The 22,134-nt window shown below is 60.6% G+C and carries 22 protein-coding genes; 9 read left to right on the top strand and 13 right to left on the bottom strand.

The window, feature by feature from the left end; genetic code table 11:
• Positions 1-31: 31 nt before the first annotated feature.
• The 3 genes from HNO86_RS13105 to HNO86_RS13095 form a co-directional block, all read right to left on the bottom strand.
• A complete protein-coding gene (locus HNO86_RS13105; RefSeq protein WP_175377377.1) occupies positions 32-478 on the bottom strand; it encodes an NUDIX hydrolase in 447 nt (148 codons plus the stop codon).
• 119 nt (positions 479-597) lie between these two features.
• Positions 598-2,823 (bottom strand): NADP-dependent isocitrate dehydrogenase, encoded by a 2,226-nt coding sequence (locus HNO86_RS13100; protein ID WP_175377376.1) that lies wholly within the window; start codon positions 2,821-2,823, stop codon positions 598-600.
• A gap of 326 nt (positions 2,824-3,149) precedes the next feature.
• Positions 3,150-3,317 (bottom strand): hypothetical protein, encoded by a 168-nt coding sequence (locus HNO86_RS13095; RefSeq protein ID WP_175377375.1) that lies wholly within the window; start codon positions 3,315-3,317, stop codon positions 3,150-3,152.
• On the opposite strand from HNO86_RS13095, the gene icd reads away from it, so the two are divergent.
• Positions 3,316-4,572 carry an NADP-dependent isocitrate dehydrogenase gene (gene icd, locus HNO86_RS13090; RefSeq protein ID WP_175377374.1) on the top strand — a complete coding sequence of 419 codons (1,257 nt, stop codon included), beginning with the start codon at positions 3,316-3,318 and terminating at the stop codon, positions 4,570-4,572. The genes HNO86_RS13095 and icd overlap by 2 nt on opposite strands.
• Before the next feature lie 81 nt (positions 4,573-4,653).
• On the opposite strand, the gene cspD is transcribed toward icd, so the two are convergent.
• A complete protein-coding gene (gene cspD / locus HNO86_RS13085; protein WP_175377373.1) occupies positions 4,654-4,923 on the bottom strand; it encodes a cold shock domain-containing protein CspD in 270 nt (89 codons plus the stop codon).
• A 224-nt stretch (positions 4,924-5,147) separates the two neighbouring features.
• Between cspD and clpS the strand changes: the two genes are divergently transcribed.
• Both clpS and clpA read left to right on the top strand, forming a co-directional pair.
• Positions 5,148-5,531: an ATP-dependent Clp protease adapter ClpS gene (clpS, locus tag HNO86_RS13080; protein ID WP_150768466.1), complete on the top strand. Its 384-nt coding sequence runs from the start codon at positions 5,148-5,150 to the stop codon at positions 5,529-5,531.
• A 30-nt stretch (positions 5,532-5,561) separates the two neighbouring features.
• Entirely contained in the window at positions 5,562-7,832 is a 2,271-nt protein-coding gene (gene clpA / locus HNO86_RS13075; protein ID WP_175377372.1) for an ATP-dependent Clp protease ATP-binding subunit ClpA, read from the top strand.
• A 313-nt stretch (positions 7,833-8,145) separates the two neighbouring features.
• Here the strand turns inward: clpA and infA are convergent, their stop codons facing one another.
• The 4 genes from infA to trxB form a co-directional block, all read right to left on the bottom strand.
• Positions 8,146-8,364, bottom strand: coding sequence for a translation initiation factor IF-1 (infA, locus tag HNO86_RS13070; protein WP_002553999.1), 219 nt, complete (start codon positions 8,362-8,364; stop codon positions 8,146-8,148).
• Between the two features lie 112 nt (positions 8,365-8,476).
• Complete coding sequence (locus tag HNO86_RS13065) at positions 8,477-9,184, bottom strand: arginyltransferase (RefSeq protein ID WP_175377371.1); 708 nt, start codon at positions 9,182-9,184, stop codon at positions 8,477-8,479.
• 142 nt (positions 9,185-9,326) lie between these two features.
• Positions 9,327-10,007, bottom strand: coding sequence for a leucyl/phenylalanyl-tRNA--protein transferase (gene aat / locus HNO86_RS13060; RefSeq protein WP_175377370.1), 681 nt, complete (start codon positions 10,005-10,007; stop codon positions 9,327-9,329).
• A gap of 62 nt (positions 10,008-10,069) precedes the next feature.
• Positions 10,070-11,029 carry a thioredoxin-disulfide reductase gene (gene trxB, locus HNO86_RS13055; RefSeq protein WP_175377369.1) on the bottom strand — a complete coding sequence of 320 codons (960 nt, stop codon included), beginning with the start codon at positions 11,027-11,029 and terminating at the stop codon, positions 10,070-10,072.
• Positions 11,030-11,344: 315 nt separating this feature from the next.
• Here trxB and HNO86_RS13050 point away from each other — a divergent pair, with 315 nt between their 5' ends.
• The 6 genes from HNO86_RS13050 (at position 11,345) to cysG (ending at position 18,947) form a co-directional block, all read left to right on the top strand.
• Positions 11,345-13,753 carry a DNA translocase FtsK gene (locus tag HNO86_RS13050; protein WP_175377368.1) on the top strand — a complete coding sequence of 803 codons (2,409 nt, stop codon included), beginning with the start codon at positions 11,345-11,347 and terminating at the stop codon, positions 13,751-13,753.
• Between the two features lie 66 nt (positions 13,754-13,819).
• Positions 13,820-14,443 carry an outer membrane lipoprotein chaperone LolA gene (lolA, locus tag HNO86_RS13045; protein ID WP_110963719.1) on the top strand — a complete coding sequence of 208 codons (624 nt, stop codon included), beginning with the start codon at positions 13,820-13,822 and terminating at the stop codon, positions 14,441-14,443.
• 116 nt (positions 14,444-14,559) lie between these two features.
• Positions 14,560-15,882 carry a replication-associated recombination protein A gene (locus HNO86_RS13040; protein ID WP_175377367.1) on the top strand — a complete coding sequence of 441 codons (1,323 nt, stop codon included), beginning with the start codon at positions 14,560-14,562 and terminating at the stop codon, positions 15,880-15,882.
• A complete protein-coding gene (gene crcB, locus HNO86_RS13035; RefSeq protein ID WP_175377366.1) occupies positions 15,882-16,256 on the top strand; it encodes a fluoride efflux transporter CrcB in 375 nt (124 codons plus the stop codon). The genes HNO86_RS13040 and crcB overlap by 1 nt, the downstream gene beginning before the upstream one ends.
• 15 nt (positions 16,257-16,271) lie before the next feature.
• Entirely contained in the window at positions 16,272-17,552 is a 1,281-nt protein-coding gene (gene serS / locus HNO86_RS13030; RefSeq protein ID WP_175377365.1) for a serine--tRNA ligase, read from the top strand.
• A complete protein-coding gene (gene cysG / locus HNO86_RS13025; RefSeq protein ID WP_175377364.1) occupies positions 17,553-18,947 on the top strand; it encodes a siroheme synthase CysG in 1,395 nt (464 codons plus the stop codon).
• Between the two features lie 109 nt (positions 18,948-19,056).
• Here the strand turns inward: cysG and HNO86_RS13020 are convergent, their stop codons facing one another.
• The 5 genes from HNO86_RS13020 to tusC form a co-directional block, all read right to left on the bottom strand.
• Entirely contained in the window at positions 19,057-20,058 is a 1,002-nt protein-coding gene (locus HNO86_RS13020; protein WP_175377363.1) for a glutathione S-transferase family protein, read from the bottom strand.
• A 90-nt stretch (positions 20,059-20,148) separates the two neighbouring features.
• A complete protein-coding gene (locus HNO86_RS13015; protein WP_175377362.1) occupies positions 20,149-21,150 on the bottom strand; it encodes a glycosyl transferase family protein in 1,002 nt (333 codons plus the stop codon).
• Positions 21,147-21,482: a TusE/DsrC/DsvC family sulfur relay protein gene (locus HNO86_RS13010; RefSeq protein ID WP_175377361.1), complete on the bottom strand. Its 336-nt coding sequence runs from the start codon at positions 21,480-21,482 to the stop codon at positions 21,147-21,149. The genes HNO86_RS13015 and HNO86_RS13010 overlap by 4 nt, the downstream gene beginning before the upstream one ends.
• On the bottom strand, positions 21,479-21,772 hold the full coding sequence (gene tusB / locus HNO86_RS13005; RefSeq protein WP_175377360.1) for a sulfurtransferase complex subunit TusB: 294 nt from the start codon (positions 21,770-21,772) through the stop codon (positions 21,479-21,481). Before tusB ends, HNO86_RS13010 begins: the two co-directional genes overlap by 4 nt.
• Positions 21,772-22,134 carry a sulfurtransferase complex subunit TusC gene (gene tusC, locus HNO86_RS13000; protein WP_175377359.1) on the bottom strand — a complete coding sequence of 121 codons (363 nt, stop codon included), beginning with the start codon at positions 22,132-22,134 and terminating at the stop codon, positions 21,772-21,774. Before tusC ends, tusB begins: the two co-directional genes overlap by 1 nt.

Here is a 22,134-nt window from a genome sequence, read left to right as displayed (position 1 = left end):
ACGCGATTCTATCAGGCTCGCGCGCGCAAGGCTAAAGGGAAGGGCGGATCAATTCGAGGCTGTGGCGATTACCGGCCAGATAATCATCGATGCAACGGATGATCAGCTCGCTGCGCCAGTTGTCGCGCTGCTCGATTAATTCGTCGCGGGTCAACCACTTGGCGCCGACGATGCCCTCGTCGAGTTGGTAGTCGGGGTGGTGTTTGAGTGGTCTGGCGATGAAGCAGACTCGCTGATAGGTCACGCGGTTGCTGGGGGCGGTGTAGAGATAAATGCCCAGTACGCCGGTCGGCTCGACGTCCCAGCCGGTTTCCTCGAGGGTTTCGCGCACGGCGGCTTCGATCAGGGTTTCGTCCGGATCCAGGTGGCCGGCGGGCTGGTTGAGCACGTTACGGCCGTGCCTGGATTCCTCGACCATGAGGAAGCGGCCGTTGTCCTCGACGATGGTGGCGACGGTGATGTGGGGTTGCCAGTCCATGGGGTTCCTCGAATTCAGGGTTGTACGCATTCCAGTGTGGGAGCGGTGTTTGCCGGGAGTGTGTGAGCCAAAACAGAAACCCCGGCACGGGGCCGGGGTTTCTTTACCACTTTACAACCTTACACCAGTGCAGCAATCGCCGCGTTCAGCGTGGCGCTTGGGCGCATGGCCTTGCTGATCAGCTCGGCATCGGCGTGGTAGTAACCACCGATGTCCACTGGCTTGCCCTGAACGGCGTTGAGCTCGGCAACGATGGTTGCTTCGTTCTCGGTCAGGGTCTTGGCCAGAGGTGCGAACTGCGCTTGCAGCGCGGTGTCTTCGGTCTGGGCGGCCAGGGCCTGGGCCCAGTACAGCGCCAGGTAGAAGTGGCTGCCGCGGTTGTCGATGTTGCCGACTTTACGCGATGGCGACTTGTTGTTGTCCAGGAACAGGCCGGTCGCCTGGTCCAGGGTCTTGGCCAGAACCAGTGCCTTGGCGTTGTCGTAGGTCACGCCCAGGTGTTCCAGGGAAGCGGCCAGGGCCAGGAACTCGCCCAGGGAATCCCAGCGAAGGAAGTTTTCTTCCAGCAGCTGCTGAACGTGCTTCGGAGCCGAACCGCCGGCGCCGGTTTCGAACAGGCCACCGCCGTTCATCAGCGGCACGATCGACAGCATCTTGGCGCTGGTGCCCAGTTCCATGATCGGGAACAGGTCGGTCAGGTAGTCACGCAGAACGTTACCGGTAACCGAGATGGTGTCCTTGCCTTCGCGGGTGCGCTGCAGGGTGTACTTCATCGCGGCAACTGGCGCCATGATCTGGATGTCCAGGCCGGTAGTGTCGTGATCCTTCAGGTAGGCCTGAACTTTCTCGATCACCACGCCGTCGTGGGCGCGCATCGGGTCCAGCCAGAAGATGGCCGGAGTGGCGCTTGCGCGGGCACGGTTGACGGCCAGCTTGACCCAGTCCTGGATCGGCGCGTCTTTGGTCTGGCACATGCGGAAGATGTCGCCGGCTTCGACAGCCTGCTCCATCAGTACGACGCCTTTGCTGTCGGTTACGCGAACCACGCCGTCGGCCTTGATCTGGAAGGTCTTGTCGTGGGAACCGTATTCTTCGGCTTTCTTGGCCATCAGACCAACGTTAGGCACGCTGCCCATGGTGGTCGGATCGAACGCACCGTTGGCCTTGCAGTCTTCGATCACGGCCTGGTAGATGGTGGCGTAGCAGCGATCCGGGATCACGGCCTTGGTATCGTGCAGCTGGCCATCGGTGCCCCACATCTTGCCGGAGTCACGGATCATGGCTGGCATCGAGGCGTCGACGATGACGTCGCTCGGCACGTGCAGGTTGGTGATGCCCTTGTCGGAGTTGACCATCGCCAGCGAAGGACGAACGGCGTACACCGCCTGGATGTCGGCTTCGATGGCAGCTTGCTGCTCGGCCGGCAGGGATTTGATGCGGGCGTACAGGTCGCCGATGCCGTTGTTCAGGTTGAAGCCGATCTGCGCCAGCACGTCAGCGTGCTTGGCCAGGGCATCTTTATAGAACTCGGCAACGATCTGGCCGAACATGATCGGGTCGGAGACCTTCATCATGGTGGCTTTGAGGTGAACCGACAGCAGCACGCCTTGTTGCTTGGCGCTTTCGATTTCAGCGGCGATGAAGGCGCGCAGGGCGTTTTTGCTCATCACGGCGCAGTCGAGGATCTCGCCAGCCTGAACGCTGGTTTTTTCTTTCAGGACGGTGGCGGTGCCGTCTTGGGCGATCAGCTCGATCTTCACGGCGTCAGCGGCGTCGATCAGAGCGGCTTTTTCGCTGCCGTAGAAGTCACCGGTGCTCATGTGAGCAACGTGGGACTTGGAGTCGGCAGCCCAGGCGCCCATTTTGTGCGGGTGCTTGCGAGCGTAGTTCTTGACCGACAGCGGCGCGCGGCGGTCGGAGTTGCCTTCGCGCAGAACCGGGTTCACGGCGCTGCCCTTGACCTTGTCGTAACGGGACTTGGCTTCTTTGTCAGCGTCGCAGGTGACGGTTTCCGGGTAGTCCGGCAGGTTGTAACCCTGGGCTTGCAGTTCCTTGATCGCGGCTTGCAGCTGCGGAACCGAGGCGCTGATGTTCGGCAGTTTGATGATGTTGGCTTCAGGCGTAACAGCCAGTTCGCCCAGTTCGGCGAGGTGGTCTGCTACGGCTTTTTCGCCCAGTTGCTCGGGGAAGCTGGAAAGGATGCGCCCTGCAAGAGAGATATCGCGGGTTTCAACGGCGATATCAGCCGAGGCGGTGAAGGCCTCTACGATAGGCAACAGTGAATAGGTGGCGAGGGCGGGAGCTTCGTCGGTGAAGGTATAGATGATCTTCGAGCGGGTGGGCATATTCGGATTAACTCTCTCTTCTTTGCTAAAGCGTGCGCAGAAACTCGAGGGCGCCGGGTAAGCGCGTTCGTTCAAAGTCATCCATGAGCCGAATATCGAGATTTCGTTGCTGTGATGTTGGGTGCATCAGTAGGGCGTCAAGTAGCCGAGCTGCGATAACAGGCCGACATTTCAGGTTCAAAGCCTCGTCATGGGGCGCTCGAACCGTCGTGACCCTTTGGTCAGCGGCGGCATTATACATAGGTAGCTGGCAATCTGCCGATGGTTCATACGCGACGATTCTCGTCCATTGGTCTAAAGGTCGCAGGGACGGGTCGCAGGTGACGTCATTCGTCGTGCTTGAAAATGGCGTTTTTCCCTTTGCTTTCAGGCTTGTAGCGCGCCAATCGCAAGGCTTGGAGGCAGATCGTCGGAACATAGGGTTTGCGCGTTGATTTAACTGGGTTACGCTCGAACCAAGCCAGATGTTCAATCCAATCGATGGAGTTCAGCATGGGTTACAAGAAGATTCAGGTTCCAGCCGTCGGTGACAAAATCACCGTCAATGCAGACCATTCTCTCAATGTTCCTGACAATCCGATCATCCCGTTCATCGAAGGCGACGGTATTGGCGTCGACGTCAGTCCCGTCATGATCAAAGTGGTTGATGCTGCCGTGGAAAAGGCCTATGGGGGCAAGCGCAAGATTTCCTGGATGGAAGTCTATGCCGGCGAGAAAGCCACCCAGGTTTACGACCAGGACACCTGGCTGCCCCAGGAAACCCTGGATGCCGTCAAAGATTACGTGGTCTCCATCAAGGGGCCTCTGACCACCCCGGTCGGCGGTGGTATCCGTTCCCTCAACGTTGCCCTGCGCCAGCAGCTGGACCTGTATGTCTGCCTGCGTCCGGTCGTATGGTTCGACGGTGTACCAAGCCCGGTGAAAAAACCCGGCGATGTGGACATGGTGATCTTCCGCGAAAACTCCGAAGACATTTATGCCGGCATCGAGTGGAAAGCCGGTTCGCCTGAAGCCAACAAGGTCATCAAGTTCCTGAAGGAAGAAATGGGCGTCACCAAGATCCGTTTCGACCAGGATTGCGGCATCGGCATCAAGCCGGTCTCGAAAGAAGGTACCCAGCGTCTGGTGCGCAAGGCCTTGCAGTACGTGGTGGACAACGATCGCAAGTCGCTGACCATCGTGCACAAGGGCAACATCATGAAGTTCACCGAAGGTGCCTTCAAGGACTGGGGTTACGAGATCGCGAAGAACGAATTCGGCGCCGAGCTCCTCGACGGCGGCCCGTGGATGAAGTTCAAGAACCCGAAAACCGGCCGCGAAGTCATCGTCAAGGATGCCATCGCCGACGCCATGCTCCAGCAGATCCTGCTGCGTCCGGCCGAGTACGATGTGATTGCCACCCTGAACCTCAACGGTGACTACCTCTCCGACGCCCTGGCGGCGGAAGTGGGCGGTATCGGTATCGCACCGGGCGCCAACCTGTCCGACACCGTGGCCATGTTCGAGGCGACCCATGGCACCGCGCCGAAATATGCCGGCAAGGACCAGGTCAACCCGGGTTCGGTGATTCTCTCGGCGGAGATGATGCTGCGTCACCTGGGCTGGACCGAGGCGGCGGACCTGATCATCAAGGGCACCAATGGCGCAATCAAGGCCAAGACCGTGACCTATGACTTCGAACGTCTGATGGAAGGCGCCACCCTGGTGTCGTCTTCGGGCTTCGGTGAAGCCCTGATCAAGCACATGTAATACGCCCGTTCAGGCAACGAAAAAACCGCCCGGCTCAGTGAGTCGGGCGGTTTTTTAATGACTGGATTACGGGCGGTTCGGTCAGCTCAGTGCAGTGTCATGGGCGCTGTTGGGCGCCGCGACTGCCGCTTTATCAGCGTTCTTGACCGCGGCGTCGTGAATCTCGACCGCGTGCAGGCCCTTGGGTCCCTGGATGATATTGAAGGAGACAGCCTGGCCTGCCTTCAGTGTCTTGTAACCGTCCATCCTGATGGCCGAGTAGTGGGCAAACAGGTCTTCTGTCTTGCCATCCTCGTTGATGAAGCCGTATCCCTTGGCATTGTTGAACCATTTCACCTTGCCGAACGCCATGCTCATATCCCTCTGCAACAGACCCCATCACTGGAGTATCATCCAGTCCATCCGCAGTCGTTTTTCGAAAAGAAGTTGACTCCGCGGATCTTTTTTACCCACTGTGGGCTCTATTGGTTGTAACACCGTTTTGCCGATAGTCAAGTTGACCCGGCAGTCGGAGTTGAAATCGCCCGGGGCCGCCCCCACCACTGTATTCGCACAACAGACGAACCTTTCTTTCCATGCATGCAATCAGCCAGATTCGACTAACATTCAATCAGGATCGCCCGTTTCTCCAAAAGGACCACCCGGAGGAACACGACGACGATTCCGCAGGCATTGCTGTTCAGGAGGCCAAGCCTGCTTTACAGGCGCCGCCGATGTACAAGGTGGTTTTGTTTAATGATGACTACACACCGATGGATTTCGTCGTCGAAGTGCTCGAGGTGTTTTTTAACCTGAATCGCGAGCTGGCGACCAAGGTCATGCTGGCCGTCCATACCGAAGGACGGGCAGTATGTGGAGTGTTTACCCGCGACATCGCCGAGACCAAGGCCATGCAGGTCAACCAATACGCCAGGGAAAGCCAGCATCCGCTACTCTGTGAAATCGAGAAGGACGGTTAATCGCCGGACACTTGGGTATGAGGTGAAGCTATGTTAAACCGCGAGCTCGAAGTCACCCTCAATCTTGCCTTCAAGGAGGCACGTTCGAAGCGTCATGAATTCATGACCGTCGAGCATCTCCTGCTGGCCCTATTGGATAATGAGGCTGCCGCCACCGTTTTGCGTGCGTGCGGCGCAAACCTCGACAAACTCAAGCATGACCTGCAGGAGTTCATCGACTCCACCACGCCATTGATCCCCGTGCATGACGAAGATCGCGAAACCCAGCCAACCCTGGGCTTCCAGCGTGTGCTGCAGCGTGCTGTGTTTCACGTACAGAGCTCGGGCAAACGCGAAGTGACTGGCGCCAACGTGCTGGTCGCTATCTTCAGTGAGCAAGAGAGTCAGGCAGTGTTCCTGTTGAAACAGCAGAGCGTTGCCCGTATCGATGTCGTCAACTACATCGCCCACGGCATCTCCAAGGTGCCAGGGCACGGCGATCACTCCGAGGGCGAACAAGATATGCAGGACGACGAGGGCGGCGAGTCTTCTTCTTCAAGCAATCCTCTGGATGCCTATGCCAGCAACCTCAATGAGCTCGCGCGCCAAGGGCGTATCGACCCATTGGTGGGTCGTGAGCTGGAAGTCGAGCGCGTTGCGCAGATCCTGGCGCGTCGTCGCAAGAACAATCCGCTGCTGGTGGGCGAGGCAGGCGTGGGTAAAACCGCGATTGCCGAAGGCCTGGCCAAACGCATTGTCGACAACCAGGTGCCTGACCTGCTGAGCAACAGCGTCGTTTATTCACTGGATCTGGGTGCGCTGCTCGCCGGCACCAAGTACCGCGGTGATTTCGAGAAGCGCTTCAAGGCGCTGCTCAACGAGCTGAAAAAGCGCCCGCAGGCCATCCTGTTCATCGACGAGATCCACACCATCATCGGTGCGGGTGCCGCGTCCGGGGGCGTCATGGATGCCTCGAACCTGCTCAAGCCGCTGCTGTCCTCCGGTGATATCCGTTGCATCGGCTCGACCACCTTCCAGGAATTCCGCGGCATCTTCGAGAAGGATCGTGCGCTGGCACGGCGCTTCCAGAAGGTCGATGTGACAGAGCCTTCGGTGGAAGACACCATCGGCATCCTGCGCGGCCTGAAAGGGCGGTTCGAAACCCACCACAACATCGAGTACAGCGATGAGGCCCTGCGTGCCGCCGCCGAACTGGCGTCGCGCTACATCAATGACCGGCACATGCCGGACAAGGCCATCGACGTGATCGACGAGGCGGGCGCCTTCCAGCGTCTGCAACCGGCCGAGAAGCGCGTGAAGCGCATCGATGTCCCTCAGGTCGAGGACATCGTCGCGAAAATCGCGCGGATTCCGCCAAAACACGTCACCAGTTCCGATAAGGAACTGCTGCGTAACCTCGAGCGCGACCTGAAACTGACCGTGTTCGGTCAGGATGCGGCGATCGATTCGCTGGCGACCGCGATCAAGCTGTCTCGTGCGGGCCTCAAGTCGCCGGACAAGCCGGTCGGTTCGTTCCTGTTCGCAGGCCCTACCGGTGTCGGCAAGACCGAGGCGGCGCGGCAACTGGCCAAGGCGCTGGGTGTCGAGCTGGTTCGCTTCGACATGTCCGAGTACATGGAGCGCCACACCGTATCGCGTCTGATCGGTGCGCCTCCAGGTTATGTCGGGTTCGACCAGGGCGGTCTGCTTACCGAAGCCATCACCAAGCAACCGCACTGCGTGCTGCTGCTCGATGAAATCGAGAAGGCGCATCCGGAAGTCTTCAACCTGCTGCTGCAGGTCATGGACCACGGTACGCTGACCGACAACAACGGGCGCAAGGCGGACTTCCGTAACGTGATCGTCATCATGACGACCAACGCCGGTGCGGAAACCGCGGCACGTGCTTCGATCGGCTTCACGCTGCAGGATCACTCTTCCGATGCGATGGAAGTGATCAAGAAGAGCTTCACGCCTGAGTTCCGCAACCGTCTGGATACCATCATCCAGTTCGGCCGCCTCAGCCATGAAGTCATCAAGAGCGTGGTGGACAAGTTCCTTATCGAACTTCAGGCACAACTGGAAGACAAGCGCGTATTGCTGGAAGTCACCGATGCTGCTCGCAGCTGGCTGGCGGCCGGTGGTTACGACGCGATGATGGGGGCTCGACCCATGGCCCGCCTGATCCAGGACAAGATCAAGCGTCCATTGGCGGAGGAGATTCTCTTTGGCGAGCTGGCCGAACATGGCGGTGTGGTACACATCGACATCAAGGACGGCGAACTGACCTTCGACTTCGAGACCACGGCTGAAATGGCCTGACGTTAAACCGCAACAAAACAGAAAGGCGCCGATTGGCGCCTTTTTGTTGTCCGTTGAATCCGAAACACAACCCATACCCTGTAGGAGCCGAGCTTGCTCGCGATAGCGACCTGACAGTCGACATCAATGTTGGCCGTCAGTCCGTCATCGCGAGCAAGCTCGGCTCCTGCAGGTGAGCGGTCCAGAGCCGAACGCGGAGCGTCCGTTGAGGCGTTCCCACACGGAGCGTGGGAACGATCATGTAGAGAGAGCAAGTCAAATCGCAGACAAACAAAAACGCCCGGCATCAGCCGGGCGTCTTGTATTGACTTGCTTAGCGAGCGCGGTAAGTGATACGCCCTTTGCTCAAGTCATAGGGCGTCAGCTCGACGCGCACTTTGTCACCGGTAAGAATACGAATGTAGTTCTTGCGCATCTTGCCGGAGATATGCGCGGTAACGACGTGCCCATTTTCCAATTCCACGCGAAACATGGTGTTTGGCAGGGTGTCGACGACAGTGCCTTCCATTTCGAAGCTGTCTTCTTTCGACATGCAGTAAAGCCCTCGGTGTCCAGTGAATGGCCCGGTGCAACTGCGCCAGGCAAAAGCGGCGTGCATTGTGCCCGAAAAGTAGGGGGCAAGCCAAGGGGTTTAAAGGGCTGTGCTAGTTCAAAACAACCCAGCGCTGGTTTACCAGCAGCTCGATAGGGCGATATTGGGTCTTGTAGCTCATTTTTTTGCAGTTTTTGATCCAGTAGCCCAGATAGACCGCTTCCAGCCCCAGGCGCCGGGCCTCGGCAATCTGCCAGAGAATGGCGAATCGCCCCAGGCTGCGTCGTTCTTCTTCGGGTTCATAGAAGGTGTAAACCGCCGACAGACCGTTCGGCAGAAGGTCGGTGACGGCAATCGCCACCAGCCGGCCATCAAGGCGGAATTCATAGAAGCGCGAAAACGGCAGGTCGCGCACCAGGAAGGTCGAAAACTGATCGCGGCTGGGCGGGTACATGTCGCCGTCGGCGTGCCGCTGTTCGATGTAACGCTGGTAAAGGTCGAAGTACTCTTCAGTGAAACCCGGCCTGGCCGGGCGAACCTGCAAGTCGGCATTGCGCTTGAAAATGCGTTTCTGCTGGCGGTTGGGCGCAAATTGCGCCACAGGGATGCGCGCCGGTACGCACGCATTGCAGTTCTGGCAATGAGGTCGATACAGATGGTCGCCACTGCGACGAAAACCCATTTCCGACAGGTCTGCATAGACATGCACATCCATGGGCTGGCTGGGATCGAGGAACAGGGTGGTGGCCTGCTCCTCAGGCAGATAGCTGCAAGAGTGGGGCTGAGTGGCATAGAACTTCAAACGCGCCAACTCGGTCATGATCAACCCTCGGGATAAGCTTTTGAGTAGGGGCGTTCTGTATTGGTTTCCCCTGCGCGTTGTCGCCTTAAAGCAGACCCGGCGCGGTGGGGAAACTAATACAGAACGCCCCCTAATTGTAAGCCACGCTGGGGAAAGTCGCTCAGCAAACCCAGGTGGCGCGGTTGGGCCGATCCAGATACTGCGCCAGGTAGCCGGCGAATGCGCTGCGGGGAATCGACCGTGCGCCCAGGCTGTGCAGATGATCGGTCGGCATCTGGCAGTCGATCAGCACGAAGCCCGATTCCTTGAGGTGGCGTACCAGTGTCGCGAAGCCGAATTTGGAGGCATTGTCGGCGCGGCTGAACATCGACTCACCGAAAAACAGCTGCCCCATCGCCAGGCCATACAGGCCGCCGACGAGCACGCCCTGGTCCCAGACTTCCACCGAATGCGCGTAACCGCGCTTGTGCAGTTGCAGGTAGGCATCCTGCATGGCTTCGGTGATCCAGGTGCCGTCGGCGTATTCCCGTGGCGCGGCGCAGGCGCGGATGACGGCGGCGAAATCCCGGTCGAAGGTCACTTGATAGCGTTGTTGGCGCAGCAATTTGTTCAGGCTGCGGGAAACATGCAGTTCGTCGGGAAACAGAACGGTGCGCGGGTCAGGCGACCACCAGAGAATCGGCTGGCCTTCGGAAAACCAGGGGAAGCAGCCGTGGCGGTAAGCCTGGATCAACCGATCAGCGGACAGATCGCCGCCAGCAGCCAGCAAGCCGTTGGGGTCGCGCATGGCTTTTTCCAGCGGCGGGAAAGTCAGGGAATTGCGTTGTAACCAAGTCAGCATGGCGTCCGGGCTTGCAGAAGGGGAGGGCGGTGGCGGGTCTTGAGCCCGCCACCAGTGTGCCGTTAAACAGCGGGAATGTCGTCGAGGTATTTTTCCGCGTCAAGGGCTGCCATGCATCCGGCCCCGGCCGAGGTCACCGCCTGACGATAAACGTGATCGGCCACGTCGCCGGCGGCGAACACGCCGGGGATGGCGGTCGAAGTGGCATCGCCTTCGCTGCCGCCCTTGACCAGCAAGTAACCGTCGCGCATTTCCAGCTGGCCGACGAACAGATCGGTATTGGGTTTGTGGCCGATGGCGATGAACACGCCCGCCAGTGCCAGTTCGGTGATTTCGCCGCTGTGACTGTCACGCAGGCGGGCGCCGGTCACGCCGCTGGCGTCACCCAGCACTTCATCCAGATTCTGGTTCCAGTGCAGGCGAACATTGCCGTTGGCGGCCTTGTCGAAGAGTTTGTCCTGAAGAATCTTCTCGGAACGCAATTTGTCGCGACGGTGAATCAGGTGAACTTCCTTGGCGATGTTCGACAGATACAAGGCTTCTTCAACGGCTGTATTGCCACCACCGATCACGGCGACCACCTGATTGCGATAAAAGAAGCCGTCGCAGGTCGCGCAGGCGGAAACGCCCTTGCCGGCAAATGTCTCTTCCGAAGGCAGCCCCAGATATTGTGCCGAAGCGCCGGTGGCAATAATCAGTGCATCACAGGTGTAAGTGCCACTATCGCCGGTCAATTCGAACGGGCGTTGTTGCAACTTGGCGGTGTGGATATGGTCGTAAACGATCTGTGTATCGAAGCGTTCGGCGTGTCGTTGCATGCGATCCATCAGGACCGGACCGGTGAGACCTTCGACATCGCCCGGCCAGTTGTCGACTTCGACCGTGGTCGTGAGCTGGCCACCTGCCTGTATGCCAGTGATGACAACGGGCTTGAGGTTGGCGCGGGCGGCATACACGGCGGCGCTGTAACCGGCGGGGCCGGAGCCGAGAATAATCAGGCGGTGATGTTGCGCTGCGCTCATAAAAACACCTCATAAGCCTTTGTCACAAAAGAAAATGCATGCTCAAATTGAGCCGCATGTATCGGGCTTTTGACTATGCTGCTTACAGTGTTTCAAACATGGCATCGAACGAACAAACCCGTACAATGCCCGGTTGTAACAGTGCTTGTAACAAGCTCGTATGAAAAGTAGCGTTGCGCTTCGTGTTTATAAAAGCGCGGGTGCAGTGTTAAAAGTAGTCCCAGTTAAGCGTCTTCACTTTTTTACCTGCCTGGATTGGGCAGTTTTTAGACATTCACCAGATGGACGCGCCATTGGCGCAGGAATAGAAGCGTTTTGAAGAAATCCACCGAAGCACCCAAGACAGTCGTCCCGCTCTGGCGCCAGCACTTGCACTACCGGCTCAAGGAAGGTGCATTGATCGCCATCGGTGCGTTGTGCCTGTTCCTGATGATGGCCTTGCTGACCTACGGCAAGGACGATCCGGGCTGGAGCCATAACAGCAAGATCGACGACGTGCAGAATTTCGGCGGCCCGGCGGGCTCCTACAGTGCCGACATCCTGTTCATGGTGCTGGGTTACTTCGCTTACATCTTCCCGTTGTTGCTGGCGATCAAGGCCTATCAGATCTTCCGTCAACGCCACGAGCCGTGGCAGTGGAGCGGCTGGCTGTTCTCCTGGCGCCTGATCGGACTGGTGTTCCTGGTCCTGTCCGGCGCCGCCCTGGCGCATATTCATTTCCATGCCGCGACCGGCCTGCCCGCCGGGGCTGGCGGTGCGCTGGGCGAAAGTTTGGGGGATCTGGCCCGCAACGCCCTGAATATCCAGGGCAGCACGCTGTTGTTCATTGCCCTGTTCCTGTTCGGCCTGACGGTGTTCACCGACCTGTCGTGGTTCAAGGTGATGGACGTCACCGGCAAGATTACCCTCGACCTGTTCGAAGTCTTCCAGGGCGCCGCCAATCGCTGGTGGGCGGCCCGTACCGAGCGCAAGCAGCTGGTCGCGCAATTGCGCGAAGTCGACGATCGCGTGCATGAAGTGGTCGCACCGACCGTTACCGACAAGCGCGAGCAGGCCAAGGTCAAGGAACGTTTGATCGAGCGTGAGCAGGCCCTGAGCAAGCACATGTCCGAGCGCGAGAAGCAGGTGCCGCCGGTCATCGCCCCGGCACCGGTCAAGCCGCCTGCACCGAGCAAGCGCGTGGAGAAAGAGAAACAGGCGCCATTGTTCGTCGACAGCGCCGTGGAAGGCACCTTGCCGCCGATCTCGATTCTCGATCCTGCGGAAAAGAAACAACTCAATTACTCGCCGGAGTCCCTGGCCGCCGTCGGCCACCTGCTGGAAATCAAGCTCAAGGAGTTCGGCGTCGAAGTCACCGTGGATTCGATCCACCCGGGTCCGGTGATTACCCGTTACGAAATCCAGCCGGCGGCCGGGGTCAAGGTCAGCCGCATCGCCAACCTCGCCAAGGACCTGGCGCGTTCCCTGGCCGTGACCAGTGTGCGTGTCGTCGAGGTGATTCCGGGCAAGACCACCGTCGGTATCGAGATTCCCAACGAAGACCGGCAGATCGTGCGCTTCTCCGAAGTGCTGTCGACCCCCGAGTACGACAACTTCAAGTCGCCGGTCACCCTGGCCCTGGGTCACGACATCGGCGGCAAGCCGGTCATCACCGACCTTGCGAAAATGCCTCACCTGCTGGTGGCCGGTACCACCGGTTCCGGTAAGTCGGTGGGTGTGAACGCGATGATCCTGTCGATCCTGTTCAAGTCAGGTCCCGACGACGCCAAGCTGATCATGATCGACCCGAAGATGCTCGAACTGTCGATCTACGAAGGCATTCCGCACCTGCTGTGCCCGGTGGTCACCGACATGAAGGACGCGGCCAACGCCCTGCGCTGGAGCGTTGCCGAGATGGAGCGGCGCTACAAGCTGATGGCCAAGCTGGGTGTGCGGAACCTGTCGGGCTTCAACGCCAAGGTCAAGGAAGCCATCGAGGCCGGCGAGCCGTTGAGCGATCCGCTGTACAAGCGCGAAAGCATCCACGACGAAGCGCCATTGCTGAGCAAGCTGCCGACCATCGTTGTGGTGGTCGACGAATTCGCCGACATGATGATGATCGTCGGCAAGAAGGTAGAAGAACTGATCGCCCGTATCGCCCAGAAGGCGCGGGCGGCGGGTATCCACCTGATCCTCGCGACCCAGCGTCCATCGGTGGATGTGATCACCGGTCTGATCAAGGCCAACATCCCGACCCGCATGGCGTTCCAGGTATCGAGCAAGATCGACTCGCGGACCATCATCGACCAGGGCGGCGCCGAACAGCTGCTGGGTCACGGTGACATGCTCTACATGCCGCCGGGCACCAGCCTGCCGATCCGGGTTCACGGCGCGTTCGTTTCCGACGATGAAGTGCATCGCGTGGTGGAAGCCTGGAAACTGCGAGGAGCGCCTGAGTACAACGATGACATCCTCAACGGTGTCGAAGAGGCGGGCAGCGGTTTCGAAGGCAGCAGCGGCGGTGGCGAAGGCGACGACCCCGAGGCTGACGCGCTGTATGACGAGGCGGTGCAGTTCGTTCTGGAAAGCCGCCGCGCTTCCATTTCCGCGGTTCAGCGCAAGCTGAAGATCGGCTACAACCGCGCCGCGCGCATGATCGAAGCCATGGAAATGGCCGGGGTCGTGACAGCAATGAACACCAACGGTTCGCGTGAAGTCCTGGCCCCTGGCCCGGTGCGCGACTGACCGGATTTTGAAAGGGTGGGGCCGTCAGGCACCACCCGCACTCCCACGAATGTTATGAGGACTCCCATGCGTCTGATCCGCATGTTGTTGCTGCCGGTACTGGCTTTGACCACCCTCTCGGCCCACGCCGATGACAAGGACGTGGCGCGTCTGACTCAACTGCTGGAAAAATCCCAGACCTTGAGCGCACGTTTCTCCCAGCTGACCCTGGACGGCACCGGCACCCAGTTGCAGGAAACCGCCGGGCAGATGTCGCTGCAGCGCCCGGGCCTGTTCTACTGGCACACCGATGCGCCTCAGGAGCAACTGGTGGTGTCGGATGGCGCCAAGGTCACCCTGTGGGACCCGGACCTGGAGCAGGCGACCATCAAGAAGCTGGACGTACGCCTGACCCAGACCCCGGCCCTGTTGCTGTCCGGTGACGTGTCCAAGATCAGCCAGAGCTTCGACATCAGCGCCAAGGAAGCCGGCGGCGTGATCGACTTCACCCTCAAGCCGAAAACCAAGGACACCCTGTTCGACAGCCTGCGCCTGTCGTTCCGCAATGGTCTGGTCAATGATATGCAACTGATCGACAGCGTCGGCCAGCGCACCAACATCCTGTTCACCGGCGTGAAGGCCAACGAACCGATCCCGGCGTCCAAGTTCAAGTTCGATATCCCGAAAGGGGCGGACGTGATTCAGGAATAAGACGCGGCCCCCCTGTTGCAATCGGTCTTTTGTGGTGAGGGGGTAACCCCCCCTCACCACAGGTTTTGCGCCTGGCATGAAAGCGAAGTAATCAATCGAGGTTTCAAAGGTACGTGATGGACCTGTTTCGCAGCGCCCCGATCTCCCAGCCACTGGCCGCGCGTTTGCGTGCGACCAATCTGGACGAGTACGTCGGTCAGGAGCATGTGCTGGCTCGCGGCAAGCCTTTGCGCGAAGCCCTGGAGCAGGGTGCCCTGCATTCGATGATCTTCTGGGGACCGCCCGGTGTGGGCAAGACCACCCTGGCGCGGTTGCTGGCGGAAGTCTCGGATGCGCACTTCGAAACGGTCTCGGCGGTGCTGGCGGGGGTCAAGGAAATTCGTCAGGCGGTGGAAATCGCCAAGCAGCAGGCCGCCCAGTACGGCCGCCGCACGATCCTGTTCGTCGACGAAGTGCACCGCTTCAACAAATCCCAGCAGGACGCATTCCTGCCCTATGTCGAAGACGGCACGCTGATTTTCATCGGCGCGACCACCGAAAACCCCTCGTTCGAGCTCAACAATGCATTGCTTTCCCGTGCCCGCGTCTATGTGCTCAAAAGCCTCGACGAAACGGCGCTGCGCAAACTGGTACACCGCGCGCTGACCGAAGAGCGGGGCCTGGGCAAGCGCAAGCTGACCCTCAGCGATGAAGGCTTCCAGATGCTGCTATCGGCTGCCGATGGCGATGGCCGGCGCTTGCTGAACCTGCTGGAAAACGCCTCGGACCTGGCTGAAGACAACAGCGAGATGGGCGTCGATCTGCTGCAAAGCCTGCTCGGCGACACCCGCCGCCGTTTCGACAAGGGCGGCGAAGCCTTCTACGACCAGATCTCCGCGCTGCACAAATCGGTGCGTGGCTCCAATCCCGACGGCGCGCTGTACTGGTTTGCGCGGATGATCGACGGCGGTTGCGATCCGCTGTACCTGGCCCGGCGCGTGGTGCGCATGGCCAGCGAAGACATCGGCAACGCCGACCCCCGCGCCCTGAGCCTGTGCCTGGCGGCGTGGGAAGTGCAGGAGCGCCTGGGCAGTCCCGAAGGCGAGTTGGCGGTGGCCCAGGCCATCACTTATCTGGCCTGCGCACCGAAAAGCAACGCGGTGTACATGGGCTTCAAGACCGCGCTGCGCGCCGCCGCCGAGCACGGCTCGCTGGAAGTGCCGCTGCACCTGCGCAACGCGCCGACCAAACTGATGAAACAGCTGGGCTACGGCGACGAATACCGCTACGCCCACGACGAACCGGACGCCTACGCCGCCGGTGAAGACTATTTCCCGGAAGAACTCGACCCGATTCCGTTCTACCAGCCGGTGCCTCGCGGTCTGGAATTGAAGATCGGCGAGAAGCTCAACCACCTGGCCCAACTCGATCGTCTAAGCCCCCGGCAGCGGAGAAAATAGTGGTTCCCCTGATCATTGCTGTTTCCGTCGGCGGGATGGCCGGCACCCTGTTGCGCTTCGCCACGGGTAACTGGATCAACGCGAATTGGCCGCGGCACTTCTATACCGCGACGCTGGCCGTTAATATCGTGGGCTGTTTGCTGATCGGCGTTCTATACGGTCTGTTTTTGATTCGCCCGGAGGTGCCGCTCGAGGTACGTGCCGGGTTGATCGTCGGCTTCCTCGGAGGGCTGACGACTTTTTCATCCTTTTCACTGGATACGGTGCGTCTGCTGGAAAGCGGGCAAGTGCCGCTGGCCCTGGGCTACGCGGCCATCAGCGTATTCGGCGGGCTGCTCGCCACCTGGGCCGGCCTGTCCCTGACCAAACTTTGATAACGAGAAACCGACATGCTCGATTCCAAACTGTTACGTAGCAACCTTCAGGACGTAGCGGACCGCCTGGCTTCCCGTGGCTTTGCCCTGGACGTCGCGCGCATCGAAGCGCTGGAAGAACAGCGCAAGACCGTCCAGACCCGCACCGAAGCACTGCAGGCTGAACGTAACGCGCGCTCCAAATCCATCGGTCAGGCCAAGCAGCGCGGCGAAGACATCGCGCCGTTGATGGCTGACGTCGAGCGCATGGCGAACGAATTGAGTGCCGGTAAAACCGAACTGGATGCGATCCAGTCCGAGCTGGATTCGATCCTGCTGGGCATCCCCAACCTGCCGCACGAGTCGGTACCGGTCGGCGAAGACGAAGACGGCAACGTCGAAGTGCGCCGCTGGGGCACGCCGACCGCCTTCGATTTCCCGGTCCAGGACCACGTCGCCCTGGGCGAGAAGTTCGGCTGGCTGGACTTCGAAACCGCCGCCAAGCTGTCCGGCGCACGCTTCGCCCTGCTGCGTGGCCCGATCGCCCGCCTGCACCGCGCTCTGGCGCAATTCATGATCAACCTGCACGTGACCGAGCACGGCTATGAAGAGGCGTACACGCCTTATCTGGTCCAGGCTCCGGCCCTGCAAGGCACCGGTCAGTTGCCGAAATTCGAGGAAGACCTGTTCAAGATCGGCCGCGAAGGCGAAGCCGACCTGTACCTGATCCCGACCGCCGAAGTGTCGCTGACCAACATCGTCGCTGGCGAAATCGTCGATTCGAAACTGCTGCCGATCAAGTTTGTCGCCCACACGCCATGCTTCCGCAGCGAAGCCGGTGCATCGGGTCGTGATACCCGCGGCATGATTCGCCAGCACCAGTTCGACAAGGTCGAGATGGTGCAGATCGTCGAGCCGGGCAAATCCATGGAAGCGCTGGAAAGCCTGACCGCCAACGCCGAGAAAGTCCTGCAACTGCTGCAACTGCCTTACCGCACCCTGGCGCTGTGCACCGGCGACATGGGCTTCAGCGCCGTCAAGACCTACGACCTGGAAGTGTGGATTCCGAGCCAGGACAAGTACCGTGAAATTTCGTCGTGCTCCAACTGCGGCGACTTCCAGGCCCGCCGCATGCAGGCGCGTTTCCGCAACCCGGAAACCGGCAAGCCGGAACTGGTGCACACCCTGAACGGCTCCGGCCTGGCAGTGGGTCGTACGCTGGTGGCGGTGCTGGAAAACTACCAGCAGGCCGACGGTTCGATCCGTGTACCGGACGTGCTGAAGCCATACATGGGTGGCCTCGAGGTCATCGGCTAAATGGACTATCTGCCGCTCTTCCATAACCTGCGCGGCAGTCGTGTGTTGGTCGTCGGCGGGGGGGAGATTGCCTTGCGCAAATCTCGCCTGCTGGCCGATGCCGGTGCGCTGCTGCGGGTGGTCGCACCTCAAATCGAACAGCAATTGCGCGAACTGGTTGCCGCCAGCGGTGGCGAGTGCGTGCCGCGCGGTTACGTCGAGGCAGACCTGGACGGTTGCGGGCTGATCATTGCCGCCACCGATGACGAGTCGCTCAACGCGCAAGTGTCCGCCGATGCCCATCGGCGTTGCGTGCCGGTCAACGTGGTTGACGCGCCGTCCCTGTGCAGCGTGATCTTCCCGGCGATCGTCGACCGTTCGCCGCTGATCATTGCCGTGTCCAGCGGTGGCGATGCGCCGGTGCTGGCTCGCCTGATCCGCGCCAAGATTGAAACCTGGATTCCTTCTACCTACGGTCAACTGGCCGGTCTGGCGGCGCGTTTCCGTCATCAGGTGAAGAAGCTGTTCCCGGACGTGCAGCAGCGCCGTGCGTTCTGGGAAGACGTGTTCCAGGGCCCCATTGCCGACCGGCAACTGGCCGGGCAGGGCGCCGAAGCCGAGCGTCTGTTGCAGGCGAAAGTGGATGGCGAAGCACCGGTGGCTACCGGTGAGGTGTATCTGGTGGGCGCAGGTCCGGGTGATCCTGACTTGCTGACTTTCCGTGCCTTGCGCCTGATGCAACAAGCCGACGTGGTGCTGTACGACCGTCTGGTGGCACCGGCGATTCTCGAACTGTGCCGTCGCGATGCCGAGCGGGTTTACGTCGGCAAGCGTCGCGCCGATCACGCCGTGCCGCAGGATCAGATCAACCAGCAACTGGTGGATCTGGCCAAGGCGGGCAAGCGCGTGGTGCGGTTGAAGGGCGGTGATCCGTTCATCTTCGGCCGTGGCGGGGAAGAGATCGAGGAACTGGCGGCCCAGGGCATCCCGTTCCAGGTGGTGCCAGGCATCACGGCAGCCAGCGGTTGCGCGGCTTACGCCGGGATTCCGCTGACTCACCGCGACTACGCGCAATCGGTGCGTTTTGTCACCGGTCACCTCAAGGACGGTTCCACCGATCTGCCGTGGGCGGACCTGGTGGCGCCGGCACAGACCCTGGTGTTCTACATGGGCCTGGTGGGCTTGCCGATCATCTGCGAACAGCTGATTCAACACGGTCGCGCCGCGGATACCCCGGCGGCCTTGATCCAGCAGGGCACCACCGTCAATCAGCGGGTGTTCACCGGCACACTGGCGGACCTGCCGAAACTGGTGGCGGAGCATGAAGTGCATGCGCCGACGCTGGTGATCGTGGGGGAAGTGGTGCAGTTGCGCGAGAAGCTGGCGTGGTTTGAAGGGGCGCAGGGGCAGGTCTGAGTCATTTGTTGCCTGTTGGAAAAGATCGCAGCCTTCGGCAGCTCCTGCATGGGTAAGGTGTACACCCTGTAGGAGCAGCCGAAGGCTGCGATCTTTTGCTTTTGGGCTGTCAGCCCCGATTCCAGACCCCTTTCCCATTCAATCGATCCCGATCATGGGCCACGGTGAAATCCTGCTCCGGCCCTTTCGGCACCACACCCGTCGGGTTGATGGTCTTGTGACTGCCGTAGTAGTGGTTCTTGATGTGGGTGAAGTCCACTGTCTCGGCGATCCCCGGCCACTGATACATCTCTCGCAGCCAGTTCGACAGGTTCGGATAATCGGCGATGCGTCGCAGATTGCACTTGAAGTGCCCGTGGTACACCGCGTCGAAGCGAATCATCGTGGTGAACAGGCGGATGTCCGCTTCAGTCAGGTATTCACCTGCCAGGTAACGATTGGCACCCAGCAGCGTTTCCAGATGATCCAGCTCGGCAAACACGTCATCGAAGGCCTCTTCGTAAGCCTGCTGCGAGGTGGCGAACCCGGCGCGGTACACGCCGTTGTTCACTGCCGGATAAATGCGCTCGTTCAGCGCGTCAATCTCGGCCCGCAGCGGTTGCGGATAGAAGTCCAGATCGTTGCCGGTCAGGTCATCGAAGGCGCTGTTGAACATGCGGATGATTTCCGCCGATTCATTGCTGACGATGCGCTTGTGCTGCTTGTCCCAAAGTACCGGCACGGTTACGCGACCGGTGTAGTCGGCGGTGTCGGCGGTGTAGCGCTGGTGCATGAACTGGAAGTTGTCGAGCTTGTCGCCGGTGGAGCCCAGGGTCTTGTCGAAGGTCCAGCCGTTTTCCAGCATCAGCCAGCTGACCACCGACACATCGATCAGGCTTTCCAGCCCCTTGAGCTTGCGCAGGATCAGCGTGCGATGGGCCCACGGACAGGCCAGGGAAACATAGAGGTGGTAGCGCCCGGCTTCGGCGGCAAAGCCACCGACACCGCTCGGTCCCGGCTGGCCGTCAGCGGTCACCCAGTTGCGCCGCTGCGCCTGTTCACGCTGGAACGCGCCGTCCTTGCTGCTTTCGTACCACTTGTCCTGCCATTGACCTTCGACTAGCAAACCCATGTTCAAGACTCCTCAACCAATAAGCGTTGGAGAAGAGTCTAGTGAAATAGGTTCGATAAAAAAGCGCAAAGATCGAAGAGTAACTATCGGTTAAATCGATTTGTCTCGCGCATCCCAATAGCGTTGGGCGGTCTCGAAGGCTTGCTCGCGGGGCTGACCCAGGCCGCGCAGGGCCAGGGCCATGGTGCAGATCAGCGCCATTTGCGGGTAGCTGTCGACCACATCGCCGCGCCATACAGCCTTGAGGTGCTCGGGGTCGAGGCTGGCGGGTTTGACGTGGCGCTGGCTCGACAGTTGCGGCCATTCCTCGTCCCAGCTTTCGCCGTTCGCGGTGCCGTACAGATGGCTGTCGGCGTCCGGGTTGATCTCGATCTCGCCGCCATCGCCCTTGATCACGATCGCCGTGTCGCCGAGCAGGCCGCTGGCTTCGCGGTGCACCGCCTGGTAGCCGGGGTGGAAAATGCTTTGCAGGCCGCAGCGGGCGCCCAACGGATTGAGAATCCGCGCCAGGGAGTGGATCGGCGAGCGCAGGCCCAGGGTATTACGCAGGTCGATCATCCGTTGCAGTTGCGGCGCCCAGTCCACCAGCGGCATGAAGGCCAGGCCGCCGTTGTCCAGGGCCGAACCCACCTGCTGCCAGTTGCGGCACAGCGGAATCTGCAGCGTTTCCAGCAATTGCTCGCTGTACAGCCGACCCGCCGTATGCGCGCCGCCGCCGTGCATGAAAATCCGCACGCCGTTCTGCGCCAGGCATTTGGCCGCCAGCAGGTACCACGGTAGATGACGCTTCTTGCCGGCGTAGGTCGGCCAGTCCAGATCGACCTTCAGGGCTGGCGCCTGCAAGCGCTCACGCAGGGCCTCGGTGAAGCCGGCCATTTCCTCGGCGCTTTCTTCCTTGTGGCGCAGCAGCATCAGGAACGCACCCAGTTGGGTGGCCTCGACCTGCTCGTCGAGGACCATGCCCATGGCGGCGCGGGCTTCTTCACGGGTCAGGTCGCGGGCGCCGCGCTTGCCTTTGCCGAGGATCCGCACGAACTGGGCGAAGGGATGTTCGGCGGGCGTTTCGAGGGTCAGCGCTGGATAGTCTGTCATAGGCAATTCGTCGGTTTGGGAAGGCCCGCCAGTTTCGCGGCGAGTTTGGCGGGGGTGCCTTTGAACAGTTGGTTCAGGTGCAGGCTGTTGCCCTTGTCCGGGCCGAGCTTCAAGGCGGTGTACTTGATCAGCGGGCGCGTGGCGGGTGACAGCTGGAATTCGGCGTAGAAACTGCGCAGCAGTTCGAGCACTTCCCAATGGGCCGGGGTCAGTTCGATGTCTTCGGCGGCCGCCAGGGCGCTGGCGACTTCAGCCGACCAATCGCTCAATTCGACCAGGAAGCCGTCCTTGTCCAATTCGATGGCGCGGGCGCCGACGGTCAATACCTTCATAGCCAGCTGTTGACCTTGTCGTGGTGGATCGACAGCTCGACGAAGGCCGGGTAATCGATGGCGCGGGCCCAGTCCGGCATCGCGATGGCGCGGGCCTCGGCGTCTTCGGCGAGGACGTAGAGTTTCAGGCCGCGAGCTTGGAGGGACTTGAACGGCTCGGTGCCCGGTTGCAAGGCGTAGGCCGCGTCGCCAGAGAGCAGCAGGGCGTCGGCGGCGCCGATCAGCCGCAGGCAACTGCCCAGGCGATCGTCGCCGAAAGGGGAATGAGACAACACATGCAAAGTCGACATCAGAGGGTGATCACCTGGTCGTAACGGTCAATGAGGGCGGTGATGTCAGCGGCGGCCAATACCCGGGCTTCTTCGAGCGACAGCGCGCTCGGGTCCAGGCCGCGTTGCGCCACGCTGTCGGCGCAGGCGAAGAGTTCCTCGACACCGAACATCGGCAAGGCCTGAAGGTTGGCGCTCAGGTCTTTCTGTTGCAGGGCCTTGGCGTTCTGGCGGGGGGCGAGCTGGAATACGCCATCATCGAGGAACAGCAGGCCGATCGGCAGATCGAAGGCGCCGCCGGCCAGCACGATGTCCAGCGCTTCCCGGGCAGAGGTGCCGGACCACGGCGCCTGGCGGCTGATGATCAACAGGGATCTGGACAT

The organism is Pseudomonas sp. C1C7 (assembly GCF_013359595.1).
GTDB lineage: Bacteria > Pseudomonadota > Gammaproteobacteria > Pseudomonadales > Pseudomonadaceae > Aquipseudomonas.
This window is presented reverse-complemented; position numbering and strand designations above follow the sequence as displayed.